The organism is Bacillus mycoides (assembly GCF_001757995.1).
GTDB lineage: Bacteria > Bacillota > Bacilli > Bacillales > Bacillaceae_G > Bacillus_A > Bacillus_A mycoides_B.
The window spans coordinates 79,733-99,145 of record NZ_LXLV01000010.1 but is presented as its reverse complement, the minus strand read 5'-3'; the positions used below and the strand labels follow the sequence as shown (position 1 = coordinate 99,145).

The window sequence follows — 19,413 nt, the reverse complement described above, 5'->3', positions numbered from 1 at the left end:
GAAGCTTTCCGCTTCTCTTTTTTTATTAAAAGTCAGTTAATAACTTTTCTTTTAATTCACCTACATCTAACGGTTTCGCATAATAAAAACCTTGTACAAAGTCGCAACCCATTGATTGTAATAAACTTTCTTGTTCTACCGTTTCTACCCCTTCAGCAACCACTATTAAATTTAAACTATGGGCAATTTCGATAACCGATTTTACAATCGTTCGCTCTGGCTGTGCGTGATCATAATGAAACTCACGAATAAAATTACGATCAATTTTCACAATATCAAGTGGTAGTTGTTTTAAATAATATAATGAAGAATATCCTGTTCCGAAATCGTCTAAAGCGATTAAAATTCCCATACTTCTTAATTCTTGTAATGTAGCAATAATATAATCAAAATGACGTACAGCTATACTTTCTGTTATTTCTAATATTAAACGATTTGGTGGAAACCCTGTTCGCTTCAATATACTACGAACAGATAAAATAAATCGCTTTTGCATCAATTGTTGTATTGATAAATTAACAGATAACTTCAGTCCCTCTTGATAATCTGGTAAAGTTTTAAACAGTCGACATGACTTTTCTAGTACCCAGTCTCCTAGTTTTATAATAAGTCCACACTCTTCGGCTACAGGGATAAATTCATTTGGTGAAATAGGACCTTCTTCTGTCTTACAGCGTACTAAAGCCTCAATACCAGTACATTTCTTTGTTTTCAAATCAATAATGGGCTGTAATGCCACTTTTAATTCTTCGTCACGAATTGCTTTTTGCAAAGCAAACTCTATTTTCATTCTACGGTTTATTTTCGCGCGTAATTCATCTGTAAAGAAGCATGCCGCATTTCTTCCTTGCTCTTTCGCACTATACATGGCTAAATCTGAATTTTTCAATAACGTTTCAACGTCTTTTCCATCTTGCGGATAGGAACAAAGTCCTAGACTGGCTGAAATGTATACTTCATGACCTTCAAGCATAAATGGTGCTTGAAAGCATGACAACACAGATGTCGCTAACTGCCTCATCCCATCTTATGTATGTTTTTTTGTTAATAACACAAATTCATCTCCACCAAGCCTAGCTAGAACATCTTTATCTCCTAGTACGTAATGCAATCGTGAAGCGACTTCACTTAAAAGTAAATCTCCTATCATATGACCTAACGTATCATTCACTAATTTAAAACGATCTAAATCAAAGTAAATCATGCCAAACTCTATTTTCTCTGCAATCATCTTATTTACAGTCGTAATTAACTGTAAACGGTTCGGTAAACTTGTTAACGCATCATGATAAGCAAGTTCCCTATAACGACTTTCGCTTAATCGTAATCTTTGTTCTGCTTCTTTCCTACTACTTATATCATTTCGAATTGCAATAAATTGATAAGGTTCTCCCTTTTCATTTAAAAATGGAACAATTGTTGTTTTAACCCAATAATACGTACCATCTTTTGCTTGATTTCGAATTTCCCCCGTCCAGACTTTTCCACTCAAAATACGCTTCCATAGGATTTGAAAAAATGCTTTCGGATGATATCCGGAATTTAAAATACGGTGATCTTTTCCTATTAACTCTTCTCTTTTATATTTTGAGATTTCACAAAATTTATCATTCACATATGTAATAAGACCATTTCGGTCTGTAATAGCAACAATTGAAGACTCATCTAATGCTAATTTTAAATCTTGCAATGAAGAGTCATATAATGCATGACCTCTTTGTTCTAGCATGCGCACCTCTCCTTGCTTCCTATCTGACTAAAACACAACTCGTTTCTCTTCATAGAAATAGAGATATTTCATTTTCTAACAATATGCCTTTACATAAATCACAAATTTTTTCTAAATAGGCCGATTAAAATAACATAATATTATTTATAAAAAAAAGCAATATGGTGCTGTTTTAATTATAGTAGAAGCTTCTCATCTCTCTACTTATCTAAGCTTATTATACAGTATTCTCTTACATTCTTTGAATTTGTAAAGTGACAATTTCATCACTATTAGCCTCTGCTCCCTACTAATACGACCTCACACCTAACCTCTTTTATTTCATGAAATGTTAAGATATAAATCTAACTGCCGATACATAATGAAATAGAGATTAGGATACACAAAGCAACGATTCACGAATAATAATATAAAGTGAAACTTTAATCAGTGGGGGTTTTGTTCATCCACACTGATTATTAACCTTCACCAATCGGGCGTTTACGGGCAGCAGGGATTCCACCTAACTTCTTTGTTCCAGATGAATTTTGAGGTGGGAGTTTTACTGCCCGCAAATAGCCGGATAAAACCAAAATTTGCATTTAACACATTGAATTATAATAATAAAATATTAACATATTTTCACCTTGATTTTGGAAATATTTTATAAATTATTAAACTAAAAAAGAGGATATCCTCTTTTTTAGTTTAATAATTTGGATACGGTATTTGCTGATAACCTGGATATGGTGCTGGATATGGCATTGGGTAAGTTACTGGATACGACGCTGGGTAATATCCCCCACCACTAGCTGCGCCTGTTAATGCTCCAGCTGTAAGTCCTCCTAATACTCCACCAGCAAAACTTCCAGGAAAGAATCCTCCTCCCCACGAGCCGCCACTCCAGCCGCCGCCGTGATGGTGGTGATGATCATAATGATTGTGTCCACCGTGATGATTATGTCCACCATGATGATTGTGCCCTCCGTGATGATTCCGATCATATCCTCCGTAATTTCCAGTATAGTTCATTTTTCTTCCTCTCCTTTTAGCATATAGTTCTGCCTCTCTTTAATATGTGGAATAATAAGGATTCTGTTGATAATCCGCATAGTATGGATAATCTGAATAATAAGGATAACCGTATCCGCCATGACCAAATCCTCCAATTGGACGACCGTACATTTTATTCATCCCCTTTTCTATATAAAAATGTAATAATATACTGTATGTAGGACAAATGCGGAAAGTATGGGGAAAATGTCTATATTTTGTAAAAAAAACAAAACACTTTATAATAAGAATGTCAGATTACACCTTTTATATAAGAAGTCTATATTTAAGAAAGATTAGAGGAATTTTATAGAAATGAAGAAACCTATCGTTCAATTATTATTAATATTTACAATCGTATCTATCGTTCTTTTCCTATTAAATACATCGGTCATTTCGTTATATACGTTTGTTGGTGCTCTATGGTCCATCACAATCGTAGGAATTTCATTTGTTATTTTTATCGAAAATAGATCTCCCCAAAGCACCTTAGCGTGGTTTTTAGTATTAGCACTTCTTCCTGTTGTAGGTGTGCTTTTATACTCTATTTTCGGGCGTAGCCGTTGGAGAAGAAAAAAACATCTTCATCGTTCAGAAGAACAAAGAAAATTATTCCGTGAAATATTAGAAGGAAGACGACTAGAACTGTCTCTTACAGTCCCATTACATGAGCGTTCTATACATTTAACAGAAGTAGTACAAAAATTTGGAGGCGGTCCTGCCGCAGATAGAACGACTACAAAACTTTTAACAAACGGAGATCAAACATTTTCAGAAATTCTGCAAGCTATTGAGCATGCAAAACACCATATACATATTCAATACTATATTTATAAAGCCGATGAGATTGGTACAAAAGTTCGGGATGCTTTAATAAAAAAGGCAAAATCGGGGGTTATTGTACGCTTCCTTTATGATGGACTCGGAAGTAACACGTTAAGAAGACGATTTTTACAGCCTATGAAAGAAGCTGGAATTGAAATTGTGGAATTTGATCCTATTTTTTCAGCTTGGTTACTTGAAACAGTCAATTATCGTAACCATCGTAAAATTGTTATTGTAGATGGAGAAATTGGGTTTACTGGAGGACTCAACGTCGGTGACGAATATCTCGGCCGTTCAAAGAAATTCCCCGTTTGGCGTGATAGTCATTTAAAAATAGAAGGAAAAGCATTATATAAATTACAAGCAATCTTTCTAGAAGATTGGCTCTATGCCTCTAGTGGTTTAAGTAACTATTCTTGGGATCAATTTATGAATGTACAATACTTCCCTGGTAAAGAAATTTCGAATGCAGAAGGCGCTGTTCAAATTGTAGCAAGTGGACCAAGCTCAGATGATAAAAGTATTCGTAATACATTACTAGCTGTTATGGGCTCTGCCAAAAAATCTATTTGGATCGCTACGCCATACTTTATTCCAGATCAAGAAACTTTAACATTATTACGCTTAAGTGCAATATCCGGCATAGATGTACGCATTTTATATCCAGGTAAAAGTGATAGTATTATTAGTGATCAAGCATCTCAATCCTATTTCACTCCACTTTTAAAAGCTGGTGCTTCCATTTACAGTTATAAAGATGGTTTTATGCATGCGAAAATTGTACTCGTTGATGATAAGATTGCAACAATTGGAACAGCAAATATGGATGTACGTAGCTTTGAATTAAATTATGAAATTATTAGTGTACTTTATGAATCAGACACCGTTCATGATATTAAACATGATTTCGAAGAAGACTTTAAGCATTCCACTGAAATTAAATGGAACTCGTTCCAAAAAAGAAGTATCAAAAAACGAATATTAGAGTCTTTCATGCGACTCATTTCTCCTTTGCTATAAGCAATCAATATAATATTGATTGCTTTTTCTTTTACATTTCCCCTCTCTCCTTTTCTTTGCATACCATATTAAAACAAGTTATCATAAGATGTATTACTTTATGAAAATAATGTTAGGTGGGAAATACATGTTAGAACAATTTCATATACATGCTGATTTAAAGCAACAGCTCTCAGCCATTCACGAAAAGAATAAACAAGAAGCTGGCGAAAATGCACATTTAATTGGAAAGAAAATATATAAAGCATCTGATAATAGCATTATTGAAGATGCCATTACAGCACTTTTACTTGGTAAAAACATTCTATTAAAAGGACCAACTGGTAGTGGTAAAACAGTACTAGCGGAAACTCTTTCTTCTTTATTCCAAAAACCAATGCATAGCATTAACTGTTCTGTCGACTTAGATGTAGAAGGTATTTTAGGATACAACACATTACAAACAAAAGATGGTGCATCTGAAGTTACATTCGTTAACGGTCCTCTTATGAAGGCAATGAAGAACGGTCATTTCCTATATATTGATGAAATCAATATGGCAAAACCTGAAACGTTACCACTTCTTCATGGTGCGTTAGATTACCGTAAAATGATTACTAACCCATTTACACAAGAAGTTGTATACGGTGATGACGAATATCGCGTAATTGCTGCGATTAACGAAGGTTATGTTGGGACAAGTGAACTAAACGAAGCGTTAAAAAACCGTTTCGTTATTATTGAAGTTCCTTACATTCAAGGTGATACATTAAAAGAGCTATTACTATCTGAATCAAAATTAAATGATGTTGCAACAATTGAAAAGTTCGTTGCATTCGCAAGCGATCTTATGCCTTTAGCTCGTGATGGACGCGTAAGTGAAGAAGCGGCTAGTATTCGTGGCATTATCGATGCATGTGATTTAGGTGTATATATTCCTGTTATGCGTGCAATTGAACGTAGTATTATCGCAAAATTAAACGATGAAACAGAACAAATGACTGTCCGTGAATTAGCAGAAAGTTATTTCTTTGAGGGATAATTCATGAGACAAATTTTTAGTGACAAAAAAATTGATGCGTCGCTGTTTCTACAAATGGAAAACTTAATGTATGCTCTTCTAAAAGAAGACGATGCCTATCTTGAGTATGGTTATAAAGCATACTACGACGAAATTGAAAAAAAGGTTGTCATTAGTCACTTTTGGGATGATCGAAAAGAAGAGGATACAGTAATCGGCTTAAAAAGCGAAGTGTTCTTAAAGGCACTTGGTAATAAACATTACTCGGACATGACTTTAATTCGTTCTTATGCGATTGAATTACAAGAATCACCTCTAAAAAAGTTTTTAACACAATTATTTGTTCTATTAGAAGATTTACGTGTTGAGGAAATCGTCAAAAGTTTACGACCTGGCACAAAGCATATTTTTAAACGCCGAAAAGAAATGTATCGCAATTACTTTGGCTCACAAAATGAAATAAATCGTGTTCGTAACTATCACGGTGATCGTCTATTTTGTCTATGCTATCTTTCATTAACGAGTGATAAATATGAAATGTTTAATAATGAATATTTCGAGCAAATTGAATCAATTTTGCATGAAACATTCCAAGCTCGTAATACGGAAGATATTATGTATATCGTTGAGAAAATTCGCTATCGCTTAGAAGGACTTCTTGAAAGTGATATGCTTAATAATTATTTCGGACATGCCCCGCTTTACTTATCTGTTATTGCGGATGAGAAAGACAGTCGCGCTGAAAAATTAGCAAATGATGATACGCAAATCATAGATGACGATGACAACAAAAACAAAATGGATGAAAGCTTCTCGACATGGCATCGTGAAAATAAAAACAATGAAAACGAGAACTTTTTACGCTTCGAATTAGAAAGCGGAACAAAAACAAATATGATGGGTGATACTGCTCGTGAATCAGAAGATGGTGACCAAGCACTTGGTTCTGTACAAGGTACTTCCCAAAAAAGTACACAATCTAACTTTGATGGTGCTGATACAGAGGAAGCAAGAGCGTCTCATGCTTCTAGTCAAAACGACGGTGCATACGGCAAGTATAATGTGGGAGCTTCTCATACATTTAAAGAAGCTCGCAAATCAAATCCTGATGAGAAAAAAGATTACCAAGCTATCAAATCAGTCGTTAATAAAGATGTAAAAGAATTAAAGAAAATTATCGAAAAAACAATTGAAAACAAAACGAATGCAAACAGTGATAAATATTACGGAAGACTTCGTAAGAAATTCCTTCGTATCTATACTGAAAAGCAGCCGCGTATGTTTTATAAAAAAGGACAAGAATCTCAAGAATTAGACGTTGCATTCCAACTATTAGTGGACTGCTCTGGTTCTATGTATAACAAAATGGAAGAAACGAAGAAGAGTGTGGTCCTATTCCATGAAGCTTTAAAATCTTTAAAAATCCCGCACGCTATTAGTGGATTTTGGGAAGATGCTTCTAGTGCTAAACCTGAAGATAAACCGAACGTTATCCATGAAGTTGTGACATATAAAAACTCAACGTTACCAAACGTCGGTCCAGAAATTATGCAACTTCGCGAAGAAGAAGATAACCGCGACGGGTATATTATTCGTATCGTTTCCGAAAAGCTTGCGAAAAGACCAGAAAAACATAAATTCTTACTTGTCTTTACAGATGGTGAACCTTCTGCACTAGACTATCAACAAGACGGAATTTTAGATACGCACGAAGCAGTCAAACTTGCTCGTAAAAGTGGTATGGAAGTAATCGGCATCTTTATCGAAGAAGGCGAAGCGAAAGAAGCGACTTATCAACTAATGAAAAACATTTATAACCACCACTTCTTAGTTGCAAATCATGCTGAAGATTTACGCCTGAAGATTAAACCATTGTTGAAGAAACTATTATTGAAGACGATTGAATAGAAAAAAAGGAGCCACGAGGCTCCTTTTTTTCTTCGTTAACTTACTTTGTTTCTCGTTGAAACTTGTATGGAATGGAAACTTCTAATAATAATTCGAACCCTCCATCGTAGTATGGGAATCGCTCATTCGCGATTGTTCGATCCACCCACTCGATTGCGGAAATTTCTCCTTCATCTTCTGCACCAAGTTCACCTGTTACTACATTTGCTCGGAATGTAAAAAATAATGCATGATGTCCTTTCTCTTCAAAAAACTTCTCATTTATTGCGACAAGTCCACTGAGTGTAGCAGTTAAACCTGTCTCTTCTTTCACTTCTCTTACTAGTGCTTGCTCTAACGTTTCTCCTTTTTCAACAGCCCCGCCTGGCAATGACCAAACGTTTTGTTCTACATTATGTACCATTAATACTTTATCTTTTTCGCTATCGTATATTAGTGCATATACAACATCAACTCTTTGCATGTTGCTTTTCTCCTTCAATTAACTCATCCATTGTAAATAAAGAATGTAATTGTAATCCATCTTCTAATAAGTTTTCTCTGCCTTCTTTTGTACGCTCAATGACACCTAGAACATGGTTCACATTCGCTCCTAATTCTCTTAAATCTTTCGTGCTTAATAATATTTGACCGCCTGTCGTAATGACATCTTCTACGACACAAACATTTTTCCCAACAATATCAACACCCTCTGCTAACTTACATGTTCCATATTTCTTCGCTTCTTTTCTTACAAATACAACTGGAATCCCTGTTTGTAAAGATAATGCTGTTGCTACTGGAACTCCTCCCATCTCCAATCCTGCTAATACTTCTGTTTCAGGAGGAATGAGCTCTTTCAATTGTTTGGCAATTTCTAATAACAGTACTGGATTAGATTCGAATAAGTACTTATCAAAGTATTGATCTGATACTTGTCCTGATCGAAGCTTAAATGTTCCCTTTAAACGCGACGTATTATAAATTCCCCTTGCTAACTCCCATTTCTCCATTTCCCTCTCCCCTTTATGCACAAATTAACTCATTCTATCACATTTAGAATTATTTGCATATTCCTAAAAATACAAATAAAAGAGTCGATTCCTAAAAATCGACTCTTCCTATTAATTCATTACTAACTCAGATGCGAGCTTTTTTTTTAACTTAGCCAGCATGTCAGTTGTCATTTTGTCTAAATCATATTCTGCTTTAAAGCCCCACTCTTTCATTGCCGCAGTTGCGTCAATAGAATTTGGCCAGCTATCAGCAATTGTTTGACGAGCAGGATCTACTGCGTAATCCATTGTAAAGTTCGGAATGTGTTTACGAATTGATGCTGCGATTTGCTCTGGTTCAAAGCTCATTGCTGTAATGTTAAACGCATTTCTATGAACTAGTTTATTTGGATCAGCTTCCATTAATGAGATGATTGCTTGTAAAGCATCTGGCATATACATCATGTCCATGTATGTTCCTTCTGCAATGTATGAGGTGTATGCACCTTTTTTAATCGCCTCATAATAAATTTCAACTGCATAGTCAGTTGTTCCGCCTCCTGGAGGAGCTACGTAAGAAATTAAGCCTGGGAAACGTACGCCGCGCGTATCAACGCCAAACTTTTGATGATAATAATCACATAGTAATTCTCCTGCTACTTTGTTTACCCCATACATCGTAGTAGGACGCTGAATTGTATCTTGTGGTGTATTATCTTTTGGCGTTGATGGACCAAATGCACCGATAGAACTTGGCGTGAAAAACTTACAGTTTAATTCACGTGCTGCTTCTAATGCATTTACAAGTCCGCCCATGTTTAAATTCCAAGCAAATAACGGATTTTTTTCTGCAGTTGCTGAAAGTAAAGCCGCTAAATGAATAATTGTATCTACTTCATTACGCTTTGCAATATCATGTAATTTTTGTCCATCCGTTACATCTAACGTTTCAAATGGACCAGACTTTACTACTTCACTATCTGTTTCACGAATATCTGTTGCAATAACATTTGATGCACCGTATACATCACGAAGTTTCATTACTAGTTCAGAACCAATTTGCCCCAAAGAACCGGTTACTAGAATTTTTTTCATTTTTCCCACTCCTCATTTGCAAGCTATTCAAAAGATGTCGTTAATTAAATGATACCCATTTCTTTCCCTACTTTTTCATACTTACGAATTGCTTCATCTAACATTTCTTTCGTATGAGCTGCTGTAGGCATATTACGAACGCGTCCCATTCCTTTTGCTACGGTTGGGAATACGATAGATTTTGCATATACGCCTTCTTCATTTAGACGTTTACTAAATTCTTGTGTTAATACTTCATCACCAATAATACAAGGTGTAATTGGTGTTTCACTTTCTCCAATGTTAAAGCCAAGTTCTTTTAACCCTTGTTTTAAATAGCGACCATTTTCCCATAAAAGATCGTGTAACTCTGTGCTTTCCATTAAAATTTCAATTGATCTCATACAAGCAGCTGCATCAGCTGGTGTTAAAGCTGTTGAGAATAAGAATGGACGTGAACGCACTTTTAACCAATCGATTAAGTTTTGTTTCCCAGCTACATATCCACCAATTACCCCAATTGCTTTTGATAATGTACCAATTTGGAAATCAACTTTATCAGAAAGGCCGAAATGTTTTACAGTACCTGCACCTTTGCCAAGTACACCTGAACCGTGTGCATCATCTACATATGTCATTAAATCCAGCTCTTCTGCAATTTCAACAATCTCTGGTAATTTTGCAATATCTCCATCCATTGAGAAAACACCGTCTGTAATAACCATTAATTTATTGTAAAGACCTGATTCTTTTGCCTCGATTGCTTTTTTGCGTAAATCTTCCATATCAGAATGCTTATAAACGATGATTTTCGCTCTTGATAGACGACTACCATCAATAATAGATGCATGGTTTAATTCATCTGAAAGAATCGCATCATTTTTATCCATAACGGCTGAAATCGCTGCCATATTACAGTTAAATCCTGATTGATAAGCAATTGCTGCTTCTGTATGTTTAAACTTTGCAATTGTTTCTTCTAATTTGATATGCAAATCTAAAGTACCATTAATTGTACGAACAGCTCCTGCTCCAACGCCGTACTTATGAATTGCACCAATTGCTGCTTCTTGTAAGCGATTATCAGTCGCTAATCCAAGATAGTTGTTTGAAGATAAGTTAATATATTCTTTTCCGCCAATTGTAATAATCGGTCCATTTGGACTTTCAAGCGGATCAATTACGTTATAAAGCCCCTTTGATTTTAAATCCTCTAAATTTTCTTCTAAAAAGTTTGCAAGTGTTTTACTAGACATCGTGAAGCCTCCCATCGTTCATGTAAGCGAATTATTATCTTAATAGTTCTAATAATCCCTCTACTAGCTTAACACGTTTTCAGAATTTATTATAGAAAAATAGTTTAAAGAAACCGCTTACAATTTTAGATTATATACGATTCATTACAAGAAATCTATTATTTACTTTTCATATTTGATAGAATGAAAAAAATATTCAAGGGGGCTTCAAACATGGCATTTACTGAATCTGATGTATATAATAACGAATCGTTTTTAGAACACTATATGAAGCGAAGATATCGAGAAAATAGTCCAAACGAATCACTTGAAAAACCAGCATTCTTTCAGCTCATTGGTAATGTACAAAGAAAACAAATTCTCGATTTAGGTTGTGGTGATGCAAAATTTGGCGAGGAATTATTAGAAAATGGCTGCCACTCTTACACCGGCATTGAAGGCTCCGAGCGTATGTATGAAAAAGCTAATAAGCACCTAGAAAATAAAAATGGTACTGTCCATTTGCTAAACCTCAAAGACTATACCTATCCTCCTTCTACTTTTGATTTAGTAACATCTAGACTCGCCTTACATTATATTGAACACCTTGATATTATTTTTCAAAATGTGTTTCAAACTTTAAAACCAAACGGGACCTTTACCTTTAGCGTTCAACATCCCGTTATTACCTCTTCGTTTGAAAGCTTACAAACAAGTTGTAAAAGAACTAGCTGGCTCGTCGATGATTATTTCAAAACGGGGAAACGAGTTGAGCCGTGGATTGATCAAGAGGTTATTAAATATCATCGGACAACTGAGGAATATTTTACATTATTACAACAAGCCGGATTTACCATTACAAACCTAAAAGAAGCTACACCAAATCAAACCTATTTTCAGAGTAAAGAAGAATATGAACGTCGCTTACGTATTCCCCTTTTCCTACTATTTTCTTGCAAAAAATAAAAAAAACGATGAATTACTCATCGTTTTTTTATCTCATCGCCTGAACAGCTTCTTTACGTACACTTCTTCCTCTTCCATGCGGGATACAGAGCGGTGTTCCAAATAACGGATCAGCGCTTATTTGACACTCCATACGGAATACATCACGAACTAACTTTTGATCAACAACTTCTTCTGGTTTACCTTGCGCATATATTTGTTTATCCTGAATAGCTACAATATTGTCTGCATAACGGCATGCCAAGTTCAAATCATGCAATACCATAACAATCGTTCTTTTCTCTGTTTCATTTAATTCGAATAATAAATCTAACACTTCAATTTGGTGAGTCATATCTAAATATGTAGTTGGCTCATCCAGTAAAATAATATCGGTATCTTGTGCAAGAGTCATTGCAATCCAAGCACGTTGACGTTGTCCACCTGAAAGAGCATGAACATCACGCTCAGCAAATTCTGTCATACCCGTTGCCGCAAGCGCTTTTTGTACCATTTCCTCATCTTTTTCTGACCATTGCTTCAGCCATGTTTGATATGGATAACGTCCTTGCTTAACAAGTTGTAATACTGTAAGTCCTTCCGGTGCTTGTGGCCCTTGCGGTAAAATCGCCATTTGACGAGCGATTTGCTTCGTTTGCATGCTTTGAATTGCTTGATTATCTAACAAAATGTCACCGGTTGTTGGCTTTAATAATCTAGCTAGTGAACGTAATAAAGTTGATTTACCACAACCGTTAGAACCGATGAAGATTGTAATTTCTCCTTTTGGAATTTCTAAATTCAGCTCATCAATAATAATCGTTTCACCATACGACAGCGTCAAGCGTTTCGTCTCCAATGCTTTTTGCATATTCATCTCCCTTTATGAATTCCGACTTTTATAAAGTAAATAAATAAAATAAGGTGCACCAATTGCTGATGTAAATACCCCTGCTGGAATTTCAAGTGGCGCGAAAACTGTACGCCCAATTAAATCTGCAGCAAGTACTAGAATTGCACCGATAATCGCCGCAACTGGGAGCAATGCACCGTAGAAAGAGCCAACTAACCTTCGTGAAATATGAGGTGCCATTAAACCAACAAATCCAATTCCTCCTGCAAAGGCAACTGCTCCACCAATTAAAGCTGTACTAAGTAACAACATAAATACACGCGACTTCGTTAAAGGAACACCAAGTCCCACTGCTATATCATCCCCTAGCTCTTGTGCATTTAAATGTCTCGCAGCGATAAATGATATTGTCGTTAAAATGAGAACCCAAGGCGCAAGTACCATAACATTTTGCCATGAAGAACCATAAACAGTACCTGTGATCCATACATTCGCTTGACTTGCTTGATAAATCGGTGCTAATAACATAAATAAAGTTGTTGCTGCTTTCGTTAATGCCCAAAATCCAACACCAATTAAAACGAGACTAATCGGTGATAATCCATCATTTTTCCATGCAAATAAATATACAAAAAACGCTACAATTGTTGCCCCAGCAAAAGCTGCTAGCGGCATATAATGAATGCTTACTGTTAGCGCATTGTTTTTATCACTAAATATAGCTAAAAAGAGTACAACTGCAACACTTGCCCCGCCCGTAATTCCGATAATATCCGGAGAAGCAAGTGGATTTCGAACGAGCCCTTGTAAAATACAACCTGCTACCGCAAGCGCAATTCCTACGAGAATAGCAATTAAAATACGCGGCATACGAAACTTATTTACAACCATATTTGACATCGCATCACCATTTCCGGTAATCGCTTGCCATACGTCATAAGGAGCAATTTTCATATCTCCCATACCTGCGCTCGCAAAAAATAACCCTATTAATACAACTAGTAAACTCAATAAGACGAGACAAGCTCGTTTGTACATTAAAAACGAGAGCCCGCCTTTTCCAATACGAAATGGAATATACTTCTTCATTTGCTAAGCCCTCTCTTACGTGCAATATAAATAAAGAACGGTGCACCAATAAATGCTGTCATAACCCCTACTGGTACTTCTTGTGGCATAATGACATATCTTGCTGCTATATCAGCTAAGATTAGTAGTATTGCACCTAACAAACCGCTATACGGTACTCTCCACCTGTGATCTACTCCAACAAGAAATCTGGCAAAATGCGGAGTCACAATACCAATAAATCCAATTGGACCAGCAACCGCAACTGAACCACCAGACAACAGTACAATAATAAGTAACACGAATGATTTCATTAAAATTGTTCGTTGTCCAAGTCCTTTTGCGACGTCTTCTCCCATCATCAATGTATTTACTTTCCCTGCCATCATAAGAGATGCAATCCATCCTACTAATAAATACGGGAATACAGATTGTAAAATTTCTAACTTTCTTCCTTGCACAGATCCCGCAAGCCAAAATAATACCTCTTCCATCGCCTTTTCATTTAAAACAAGTAACCCTTGTGTTAATGATGAAAATAAAGCACTAATTGCTACACCTGCTAATGTTAACTTAAGAGGTGTTGTCCCTTCTTTTCCTAAAGAACTAGAGGCAAATACAAGTACTGCTGCAACTGCTGCTCCTAAAAAGGCGATCCACGTGAAAGCTGATAATGATGTCACGGAAAAGATAACAATTGCTACAACTATGAAGAACGCAGCGCCTGAATTTAATCCAATAAAATCTGGAGAAGCAAGCGGGTTCTTTGTTAAAGTTTGCATTAAACAACCCGCAATGGCTAAACTAGCACCAACACTTGCTGCAATTAACGCCCTTGGTAGACGCACATTTTGAATAATAATATGCTCATTTGAACCATTAAAATGGAAAAAAGCATCTAAAGCTAATTTCCAACTCGTATTTGTATATCCGAAAATAATGCTTCCCCAAATACAAATAACGACTGCAATGATTCCAACAAGTAATCCAATCCATTTTGCTTGATTTGTTTTTAATAACATGCAGCGTTTCCCCTTCAATGTATAATGATACGTTGTAAGTGTATTTCAACTTAATTCTCATTGTCAACGATAATGAGAACTATTTTCAGTAATATATATTGACAATCCAAAGATAAAGGCTTAATATCATGCTTGCTATTGAAAAATATTCTCAACATGTAGGGGGTACATAATGAATTTCATGCAAAAGAAATCGTTTACAGTATTTGTATTTCTACTAGCTTTTTCACTTCTTTTAAGTGCTTGTGGAAAATCAAATAACAAAGAAGAATCAACAAAAGAAGATAATAAAAAAGAAATGATTACGGTTGAGCACGCAATGGGTAAAACAGAAGTTCCTGCCAATCCAAAACGTGTAGTTATTTTAACTAATGAAGGAACTGAAGCTTTACTCGAATTAGGTGTAAAACCAGTTGGGGCTGTAAAGTCTTGGACAGGTGACCCATGGTATCCGCATATTAAGGATAAAATGAAAGATGTAAAAGTTGTTGGCGATGAAGGACAAGTTAACGTTGAAACTATCGCTTCTTTAAAACCAGACTTAATTATCGGTAACAAAATGCGCCACGAAAAAGTGTATGAGCAATTAAAAGCTATTGCACCTACTGTTTTCTCGGAAACATTACGTGGTGAATGGAAAGATAACTTCAAATTTTATGCAAAAGCTTTAAATAAGGAAAAAGAAGGTCAAAAGGTTTTAGCTGATTACGGAAAACGTATGGAAGATTTAAAAGGCAAACTTGGTGATACAGTAAATCAAGAAATTTCTATGGTACGCTTTATGCCTGGTGATGTTCGTATTTATCATGGCGATACATTCTCTGGCGTTATTTTAAAAGAACTTGGATTTAAACGTCCTGGTGATCAAAATAAAGATGATTTCGCAGAGCGTAACGTATCTAAAGAGCGTATTTCTGCAATGGATGGTGATGTATTATTCTACTTCACATTCGATAAAGGCAATGAGAAGAAAGGTTCTGAACTAGAAAAAGAATATATAAATGATCCTCTATTTAAAAACTTAAATGCAGTAAAGAACGGAAAAGCATACAAAGTTGACGACGTTATTTGGAATACAGCTGGCGGTGTAATGGCTGCTAACTTACTACTAGACGACATTGAAAAACGCTTTGTTAAATAATTTCATTCTAACCAGCTCCCTCTTTTATGGAGCTGGTTTTTTCATTTCACTGAAGTATCACATTATTTCATTTTGTATTTTTATTCCCGATATGTTATATTATAAAAGTAAATATAGTTTATTTTCTCTATATCAGAATAAATATTCTAATCTAAATTTTCTGATTTATCACTATTTTACTTTCTTTTAGAATTCAATTACTACATTTGAAAACGCTTATTATCTTGTTTTCAGGGAAAAATACAATAACGGTTGAAGAAAAATAGATTTTTTTAGAAATTTTCTTGCTATTTCCATATAATTCTATTGACTTCTAAATATTTTGTGAATTAAAATAATTACATAAATATCCGTTATAAAGGATTAGGGGGAAACAAAAATGGATGCAGCTTTAAAATTAGAAAAAGCTGGAGAACAACAATCACCAAAAAAACATCCACCAGGATTATATTTGTTGTTCTTAACAGAAATGTGGGAAAGATTTAGTTATTATGGAATGCGTGGCCTTTTAGTTCTTTATTTAACAACTGCTGCTGTTAGTGGCGGGTTAGGATTTGATAAGGCAGTTGCAGTGCAATTATATGGTACTTTTACAGCGGCAGTATATTTCATGCCAATTATAGGCGGATGGCTAACTGATCATTATATTACAAGACGTCATGCCATTACTCTCGGCGGAATTATTATGGCGATTGGTAACTTTGTACTATTCTCCATGAATACAAAAACAGGACTATTCCTTGGATTAGTACTATTAGTTATTGGTAATGGATTCTTTAAACCAAATATTTCTACACTGTTAGGTGAATTGTATGACGAAAATGATTCACGTCGTGACAGTGCATTTACTATCTTCTATATGGGTATTAACGTAGGTGCTTTCTTCGCTCCACTTATTTGTGGATTTTTAGCAGAAGATTTCTTTAAAACAAGCGTTGATGGCGTTATGGTTATGGGATATAAATACGGATTCTTAGCAGCTTGTATCGGTATGATTATTGGCCAAATTGTTTTCAACTTATTAGCTCCTCGCTACCTTGGTACAGCAGGAACAACAGTTGTTGGTAAAAAAACAAAAAATCAACCTACAACTGAAAAGAAACCTTTAACAAAACAAGAAAAAAATCGCACTTGGGCAATTGTAATTTTAACTTGTTTCGTTGTATTCTTCTGGGCAGGATTTGAACAAGCTGGTAGTTCTTTAACACTTTATACAGATAAATTCGTAGATCGTACAATTTTCGGATGGGAAGTTCCAACATCTTGGTTCCAATCAGTTAACCCAGCATTCATCGTACTACTTGCACCATTCGTATCTATGCTATGGTTAAAACTTTCTAAATCAAAGCGTGGCGATTTAAAAGTACCAACAAAAATGGCATTTGGTATGATTTTACTAGGTATAGGTTACCTTGTTTTAACATTAGCGGTTCTAAAAACTGGAAGTAATGAAGCTGATATAACTGTTAAAGCAAACTTATTATTCATCGTTATCACTTATATGTTCCATACAATTGGCGAACTATTCTTATCACCAATCGGTCTATCAATGGTAAGTGCAATTGCACCTGTTAAATTAGCATCATTACTAATGGGTGTATGGTTAGCTGGTTCAGGTATGGCTAACTGGTTAGCTGGTAAGCTTGCTTCCTTTACACAATCATTAGGCTATCTTGAAGTATTTGCAAGTATCGGTATTATCGTTATCGTCCTAGGATTTGTACTTCTTCTCTGCTCTAAAAAAGTTGCAAGTATGATGGAATAACACAAAAAAGACGCTTCTACAATTAGAAGCGTCTTTTCTATTACATCTCTTCTAAAGCCGTCATATCCACGTGAACGCTCTCTCCTGGGTTGGATACGTCATACACTTGAGCACTCCCCTTCTGCTCATCACAGCTCTCAATCCATACGGGGACTCCCTCATATATAACATCAATTCTACTTGAAGAAGATAATATCTGTTTTACACGTTTTACATCCATTATATTATTCCTCCTTTGGCTTACAACACTCCTTTCTATCTTTTCATATCCCTTCAGAATATATTCCGTCAATTTAGCACTTCAACCAATAGTTTGTTTCTTTCTAACGTGCTAATATATATACGCTCTCAAATCTTCCTATTATTAGATCCTTTCCAAATAAAAAAAGACGTATATTTCACACGTCTTCTTTCCATAATATTCAAAAATTAAGAAAATAATGTTTTTACTACTTCACTTACTTTATCGTTATGAATTTGATAGTACACTTCTAACCCGCGTCTCTCAAAGCGTACTACTTTATTTTGTTTTAATTTCGTTAAATGCTGCGAAACAGTTGATTGCGGAATTTCTAATACCTCTTGTAATTGTGTTACATTACATGTTCCACGCTGCATTAGTTCCATTACTAGACGTAGACGAAGTGGATGCGCTAATGCTCTTAACATCTGTACGTCTTCTTCTGAAATACGACAGTCAAATTGATTTTGGTTCATAAAGTTCCCCTCATTTTCGTTTTTTATTTTCTTTATTATTTATTTATATATCTGTTCTTATATTTCCTGTTACGACATAACTTTATCAACCTATAATGCTGAAAAATTTTTCCTCCTTTTATCAGCACACAGTTCAGGAAAAAATCCCTGCTGATTTTGAATATTATACTATATGATATAAAGAAAAAGCAAAAAAAAAGGACAGCAATACTTTGCTTACAAATGTTGATTTATCAGGCTTTTTGTTATATTTTCACCTCATTGAAATGTACAGTAATGATATTGTAAAATACCGTCTATAATTGATAACCTACCGTAAAGTAATTTGACCACATTTAACCTCTTTGTTACGATAAAAAGGAAATTTAAGTAAGGAGGATGATGTAATATTAAAAAATGGTTTATTGTTGTTTTCATTAGTATTGCAATTGGCTGGACTATTATCCATAACTTCCTATTAGATAAAAAAGAAGATATAACTTCAGAATCAAACATTCCAATTGGAACTGAAGTTGGTAATATCGCCCCTAATTTCCTTCTAGAAACAACCAATGGTCAAGAAGTTCACCTTACAGACTATAGAGGGGAAAAAGTAATATTGAACTTTTGGGCAAGTTGGTGTGGTCCATGCAAAATAGAAATGCCTGATATGGAAAAGTTTTATCATGATACGAAGGATAAGGGGATTGAAATTGTCGCTGTAAATGCGACAGCTACTGAAAAAGACCCGAACAACGTAAAACAATTTCTTGAAGAAAACAAATACACCTTCCCCGTCCTATTAGATCAGAAAGGACAGGCAAGTGCCGCATATCAAATCATCAGCATTCCAACATCTTTTGTCATCGATACAAACGGTGTCATTCAATATAAGCATGTAGGACCAATGACATATGAAAAAATGAAAGAATATGTAAATAATTTATAGAAGCGTAATCAAATCAATTTGATTACGCTTTTTGTCTACTTTATGAACTAAATGTTACTTTTAATACTATTATGGAATAATTATACTTTTTCACGTTGACAATAGTGTTGAAGGAGAATATACTAAGCATGTAAGTTGATTGTGAATAATTTCACAAATAATGTGAAATTATTCACA

General features: G+C 35.1%; 17 protein-coding genes and 1 pseudogene. 7 read left to right on the top strand and 11 right to left on the bottom strand.

The window, feature by feature from the left end; translation table 11 throughout:
- Positions 1-25 precede the first annotated feature (25 nt).
- A pseudogene (locus tag BWGOE10_RS02965) lies at positions 26-1,729 on the bottom strand (putative bifunctional diguanylate cyclase/phosphodiesterase).
- Positions 1,730-2,416: 687 nt separating this feature from the next.
- Positions 2,417-2,740, bottom strand: coding sequence for a cobalt transporter (locus BWGOE10_RS02960; protein ID WP_070140854.1), 324 nt, complete (start codon positions 2,738-2,740; stop codon positions 2,417-2,419).
- A gap of 336 nt (positions 2,741-3,076) precedes the next feature.
- Between BWGOE10_RS02960 and BWGOE10_RS02955 the strand changes: the two genes are divergently transcribed.
- The 3 genes from BWGOE10_RS02955 to BWGOE10_RS02945 all read left to right on the top strand — a co-directional run bounded on the left by BWGOE10_RS02955 (position 3,077) and on the right by BWGOE10_RS02945 (position 7,514).
- The gene (locus BWGOE10_RS02955) at positions 3,077-4,606 is read left to right on the top strand and encodes a cardiolipin synthase (protein WP_070140853.1); all 1,530 of its coding nucleotides are present in this window, start codon (positions 3,077-3,079) and stop codon (positions 4,604-4,606) included.
- 127 nt (positions 4,607-4,733) lie between these two features.
- On the top strand, positions 4,734-5,627 hold the full coding sequence (locus BWGOE10_RS02950; protein ID WP_070140852.1) for an ATP-binding protein: 894 nt from the start codon (positions 4,734-4,736) through the stop codon (positions 5,625-5,627).
- Between the two features lie 3 nt (positions 5,628-5,630).
- Positions 5,631-7,514, top strand: coding sequence for a vWA domain-containing protein (locus tag BWGOE10_RS02945; protein WP_070140851.1), 1,884 nt, complete (start codon positions 5,631-5,633; stop codon positions 7,512-7,514).
- Between the two features lie 40 nt (positions 7,515-7,554).
- Here the strand turns inward: BWGOE10_RS02945 and BWGOE10_RS02940 are convergent, their stop codons facing one another.
- From BWGOE10_RS02940 to BWGOE10_RS02925, 4 genes are all read right to left on the bottom strand, one after another.
- Positions 7,555-7,977: an NUDIX hydrolase gene (locus BWGOE10_RS02940; protein ID WP_070140850.1), complete on the bottom strand. Its 423-nt coding sequence runs from the start codon at positions 7,975-7,977 to the stop codon at positions 7,555-7,557.
- A complete protein-coding gene (gene pyrE / locus BWGOE10_RS02935) occupies positions 7,964-8,506 on the bottom strand; it encodes an orotate phosphoribosyltransferase (RefSeq protein WP_070140849.1) in 543 nt (180 codons plus the stop codon). The genes BWGOE10_RS02940 and pyrE overlap by 14 nt, the downstream gene beginning before the upstream one ends.
- 111 nt (positions 8,507-8,617) lie before the next feature.
- Entirely contained in the window at positions 8,618-9,583 is a 966-nt protein-coding gene (locus BWGOE10_RS02930) for an L-threonine 3-dehydrogenase (RefSeq protein WP_070140848.1), read from the bottom strand.
- Positions 9,584-9,627: 44 nt separating this feature from the next.
- Positions 9,628-10,818 carry a glycine C-acetyltransferase gene (locus BWGOE10_RS02925; protein WP_070140847.1) on the bottom strand — a complete coding sequence of 397 codons (1,191 nt, stop codon included), beginning with the start codon at positions 10,816-10,818 and terminating at the stop codon, positions 9,628-9,630.
- A 213-nt stretch (positions 10,819-11,031) separates the two neighbouring features.
- Here BWGOE10_RS02925 and BWGOE10_RS02920 point away from each other — a divergent pair, with 213 nt between their 5' ends.
- Entirely contained in the window at positions 11,032-11,763 is a 732-nt protein-coding gene (locus tag BWGOE10_RS02920) for a class I SAM-dependent methyltransferase (RefSeq protein ID WP_070140846.1), read from the top strand.
- 28 nt (positions 11,764-11,791) lie between these two features.
- On the opposite strand, the gene BWGOE10_RS02915 is transcribed toward BWGOE10_RS02920, so the two are convergent.
- From BWGOE10_RS02915 to BWGOE10_RS02905, 3 genes are read right to left on the bottom strand one after another with little or no spacing between them, the layout of a single operon-like run.
- A complete protein-coding gene (locus tag BWGOE10_RS02915) occupies positions 11,792-12,613 on the bottom strand; it encodes an ABC transporter ATP-binding protein (protein ID WP_002114020.1) in 822 nt (273 codons plus the stop codon).
- A 12-nt stretch (positions 12,614-12,625) separates the two neighbouring features.
- Positions 12,626-13,684: a FecCD family ABC transporter permease gene (locus BWGOE10_RS02910; RefSeq protein WP_070140845.1), complete on the bottom strand. Its 1,059-nt coding sequence runs from the start codon at positions 13,682-13,684 to the stop codon at positions 12,626-12,628.
- Positions 13,681-14,685: a FecCD family ABC transporter permease gene (locus BWGOE10_RS02905; protein WP_070140844.1), complete on the bottom strand. Its 1,005-nt coding sequence runs from the start codon at positions 14,683-14,685 to the stop codon at positions 13,681-13,683. Before BWGOE10_RS02905 ends, BWGOE10_RS02910 begins: the two co-directional genes overlap by 4 nt.
- A 172-nt stretch (positions 14,686-14,857) precedes the next feature.
- Between BWGOE10_RS02905 and BWGOE10_RS02900 the strand changes: the two genes are divergently transcribed.
- On the top strand, positions 14,858-15,826 hold the full coding sequence (locus tag BWGOE10_RS02900) for an ABC transporter substrate-binding protein (protein ID WP_002125165.1): 969 nt from the start codon (positions 14,858-14,860) through the stop codon (positions 15,824-15,826).
- A gap of 379 nt (positions 15,827-16,205) precedes the next feature.
- Positions 16,206-17,591 carry a peptide MFS transporter gene (locus tag BWGOE10_RS02895; protein ID WP_070140843.1) on the top strand — a complete coding sequence of 462 codons (1,386 nt, stop codon included), beginning with the start codon at positions 16,206-16,208 and terminating at the stop codon, positions 17,589-17,591.
- 40 nt (positions 17,592-17,631) lie between these two features.
- Here the strand turns inward: BWGOE10_RS02895 and BWGOE10_RS02890 are convergent, their stop codons facing one another.
- Positions 17,632-17,811: an acid-soluble spore protein H gene (locus BWGOE10_RS02890; RefSeq protein WP_070140842.1), complete on the bottom strand. Its 180-nt coding sequence runs from the start codon at positions 17,809-17,811 to the stop codon at positions 17,632-17,634.
- A 209-nt stretch (positions 17,812-18,020) separates the two neighbouring features.
- Positions 18,021-18,308, bottom strand: a complete 288-nt coding sequence (locus tag BWGOE10_RS02885; RefSeq protein ID WP_001075217.1) for an ArsR/SmtB family transcription factor — start codon at positions 18,306-18,308, stop codon at positions 18,021-18,023.
- Between the two features lie 388 nt (positions 18,309-18,696).
- On the opposite strand from BWGOE10_RS02885, the gene BWGOE10_RS02880 reads away from it, so the two are divergent.
- Positions 18,697-19,236, top strand: coding sequence for a redoxin domain-containing protein (locus BWGOE10_RS02880; protein ID WP_306475199.1), 540 nt, complete (start codon positions 18,697-18,699; stop codon positions 19,234-19,236).
- Positions 19,237-19,413: the final 177 nt, after the last annotated feature.

Excerpts from the sequence above, each read along its gene's own strand:
- BWGOE10_RS02940 (WP_070140850.1), bottom strand. The coding sequence starts at position 7,977 with ATGCAAAGAGTTGATGTTGTATATGCACTAATATACGATAGCGAAAAA.
- BWGOE10_RS02885 (WP_001075217.1), bottom strand. The coding sequence starts at position 18,308 with ATGAACCAAAATCAATTTGACTGTCGTATTTCAGAAGAAGACGTACAG.
- BWGOE10_RS02910 (WP_070140845.1), bottom strand. The coding sequence starts at position 13,684 with ATGAAGAAGTATATTCCATTTCGTATTGGAAAAGGCGGGCTCTCGTTT.
- BWGOE10_RS02890 (WP_070140842.1), bottom strand. The coding sequence starts at position 17,811 with ATGGATGTAAAACGTGTAAAACAGATATTATCTTCTTCAAGTAGAATT.
- pyrE (WP_070140849.1), bottom strand. The coding sequence starts at position 8,506 with ATGGAGAAATGGGAGTTAGCAAGGGGAATTTATAATACGTCGCGTTTA.
- BWGOE10_RS02955 (WP_070140853.1), top strand. The coding sequence starts at position 3,077 with ATGAAGAAACCTATCGTTCAATTATTATTAATATTTACAATCGTATCT.
- BWGOE10_RS02920 (WP_070140846.1), top strand. The coding sequence starts at position 11,032 with ATGGCATTTACTGAATCTGATGTATATAATAACGAATCGTTTTTAGAA.
- BWGOE10_RS02945 (WP_070140851.1), top strand. The coding sequence starts at position 5,631 with ATGAGACAAATTTTTAGTGACAAAAAAATTGATGCGTCGCTGTTTCTA.
- BWGOE10_RS02915 (WP_002114020.1), bottom strand. The coding sequence starts at position 12,613 with ATGCAAAAAGCATTGGAGACGAAACGCTTGACGCTGTCGTATGGTGAA.
- BWGOE10_RS02950 (WP_070140852.1), top strand. The coding sequence starts at position 4,734 with ATGTTAGAACAATTTCATATACATGCTGATTTAAAGCAACAGCTCTCA.
- BWGOE10_RS02930 (WP_070140848.1), bottom strand. The coding sequence starts at position 9,583 with ATGAAAAAAATTCTAGTAACCGGTTCTTTGGGGCAAATTGGTTCTGAA.
- BWGOE10_RS02925 (WP_070140847.1), bottom strand. The coding sequence starts at position 10,818 with ATGTCTAGTAAAACACTTGCAAACTTTTTAGAAGAAAATTTAGAGGAT.
- BWGOE10_RS02895 (WP_070140843.1), top strand. The coding sequence starts at position 16,206 with ATGGATGCAGCTTTAAAATTAGAAAAAGCTGGAGAACAACAATCACCA.
- BWGOE10_RS02960 (WP_070140854.1), bottom strand. The coding sequence starts at position 2,740 with ATGAACTATACTGGAAATTACGGAGGATATGATCGGAATCATCACGGA.
- BWGOE10_RS02905 (WP_070140844.1), bottom strand. The coding sequence starts at position 14,685 with ATGTTATTAAAAACAAATCAAGCAAAATGGATTGGATTACTTGTTGGA.
- BWGOE10_RS02900 (WP_002125165.1), top strand. The coding sequence starts at position 14,858 with ATGAATTTCATGCAAAAGAAATCGTTTACAGTATTTGTATTTCTACTA.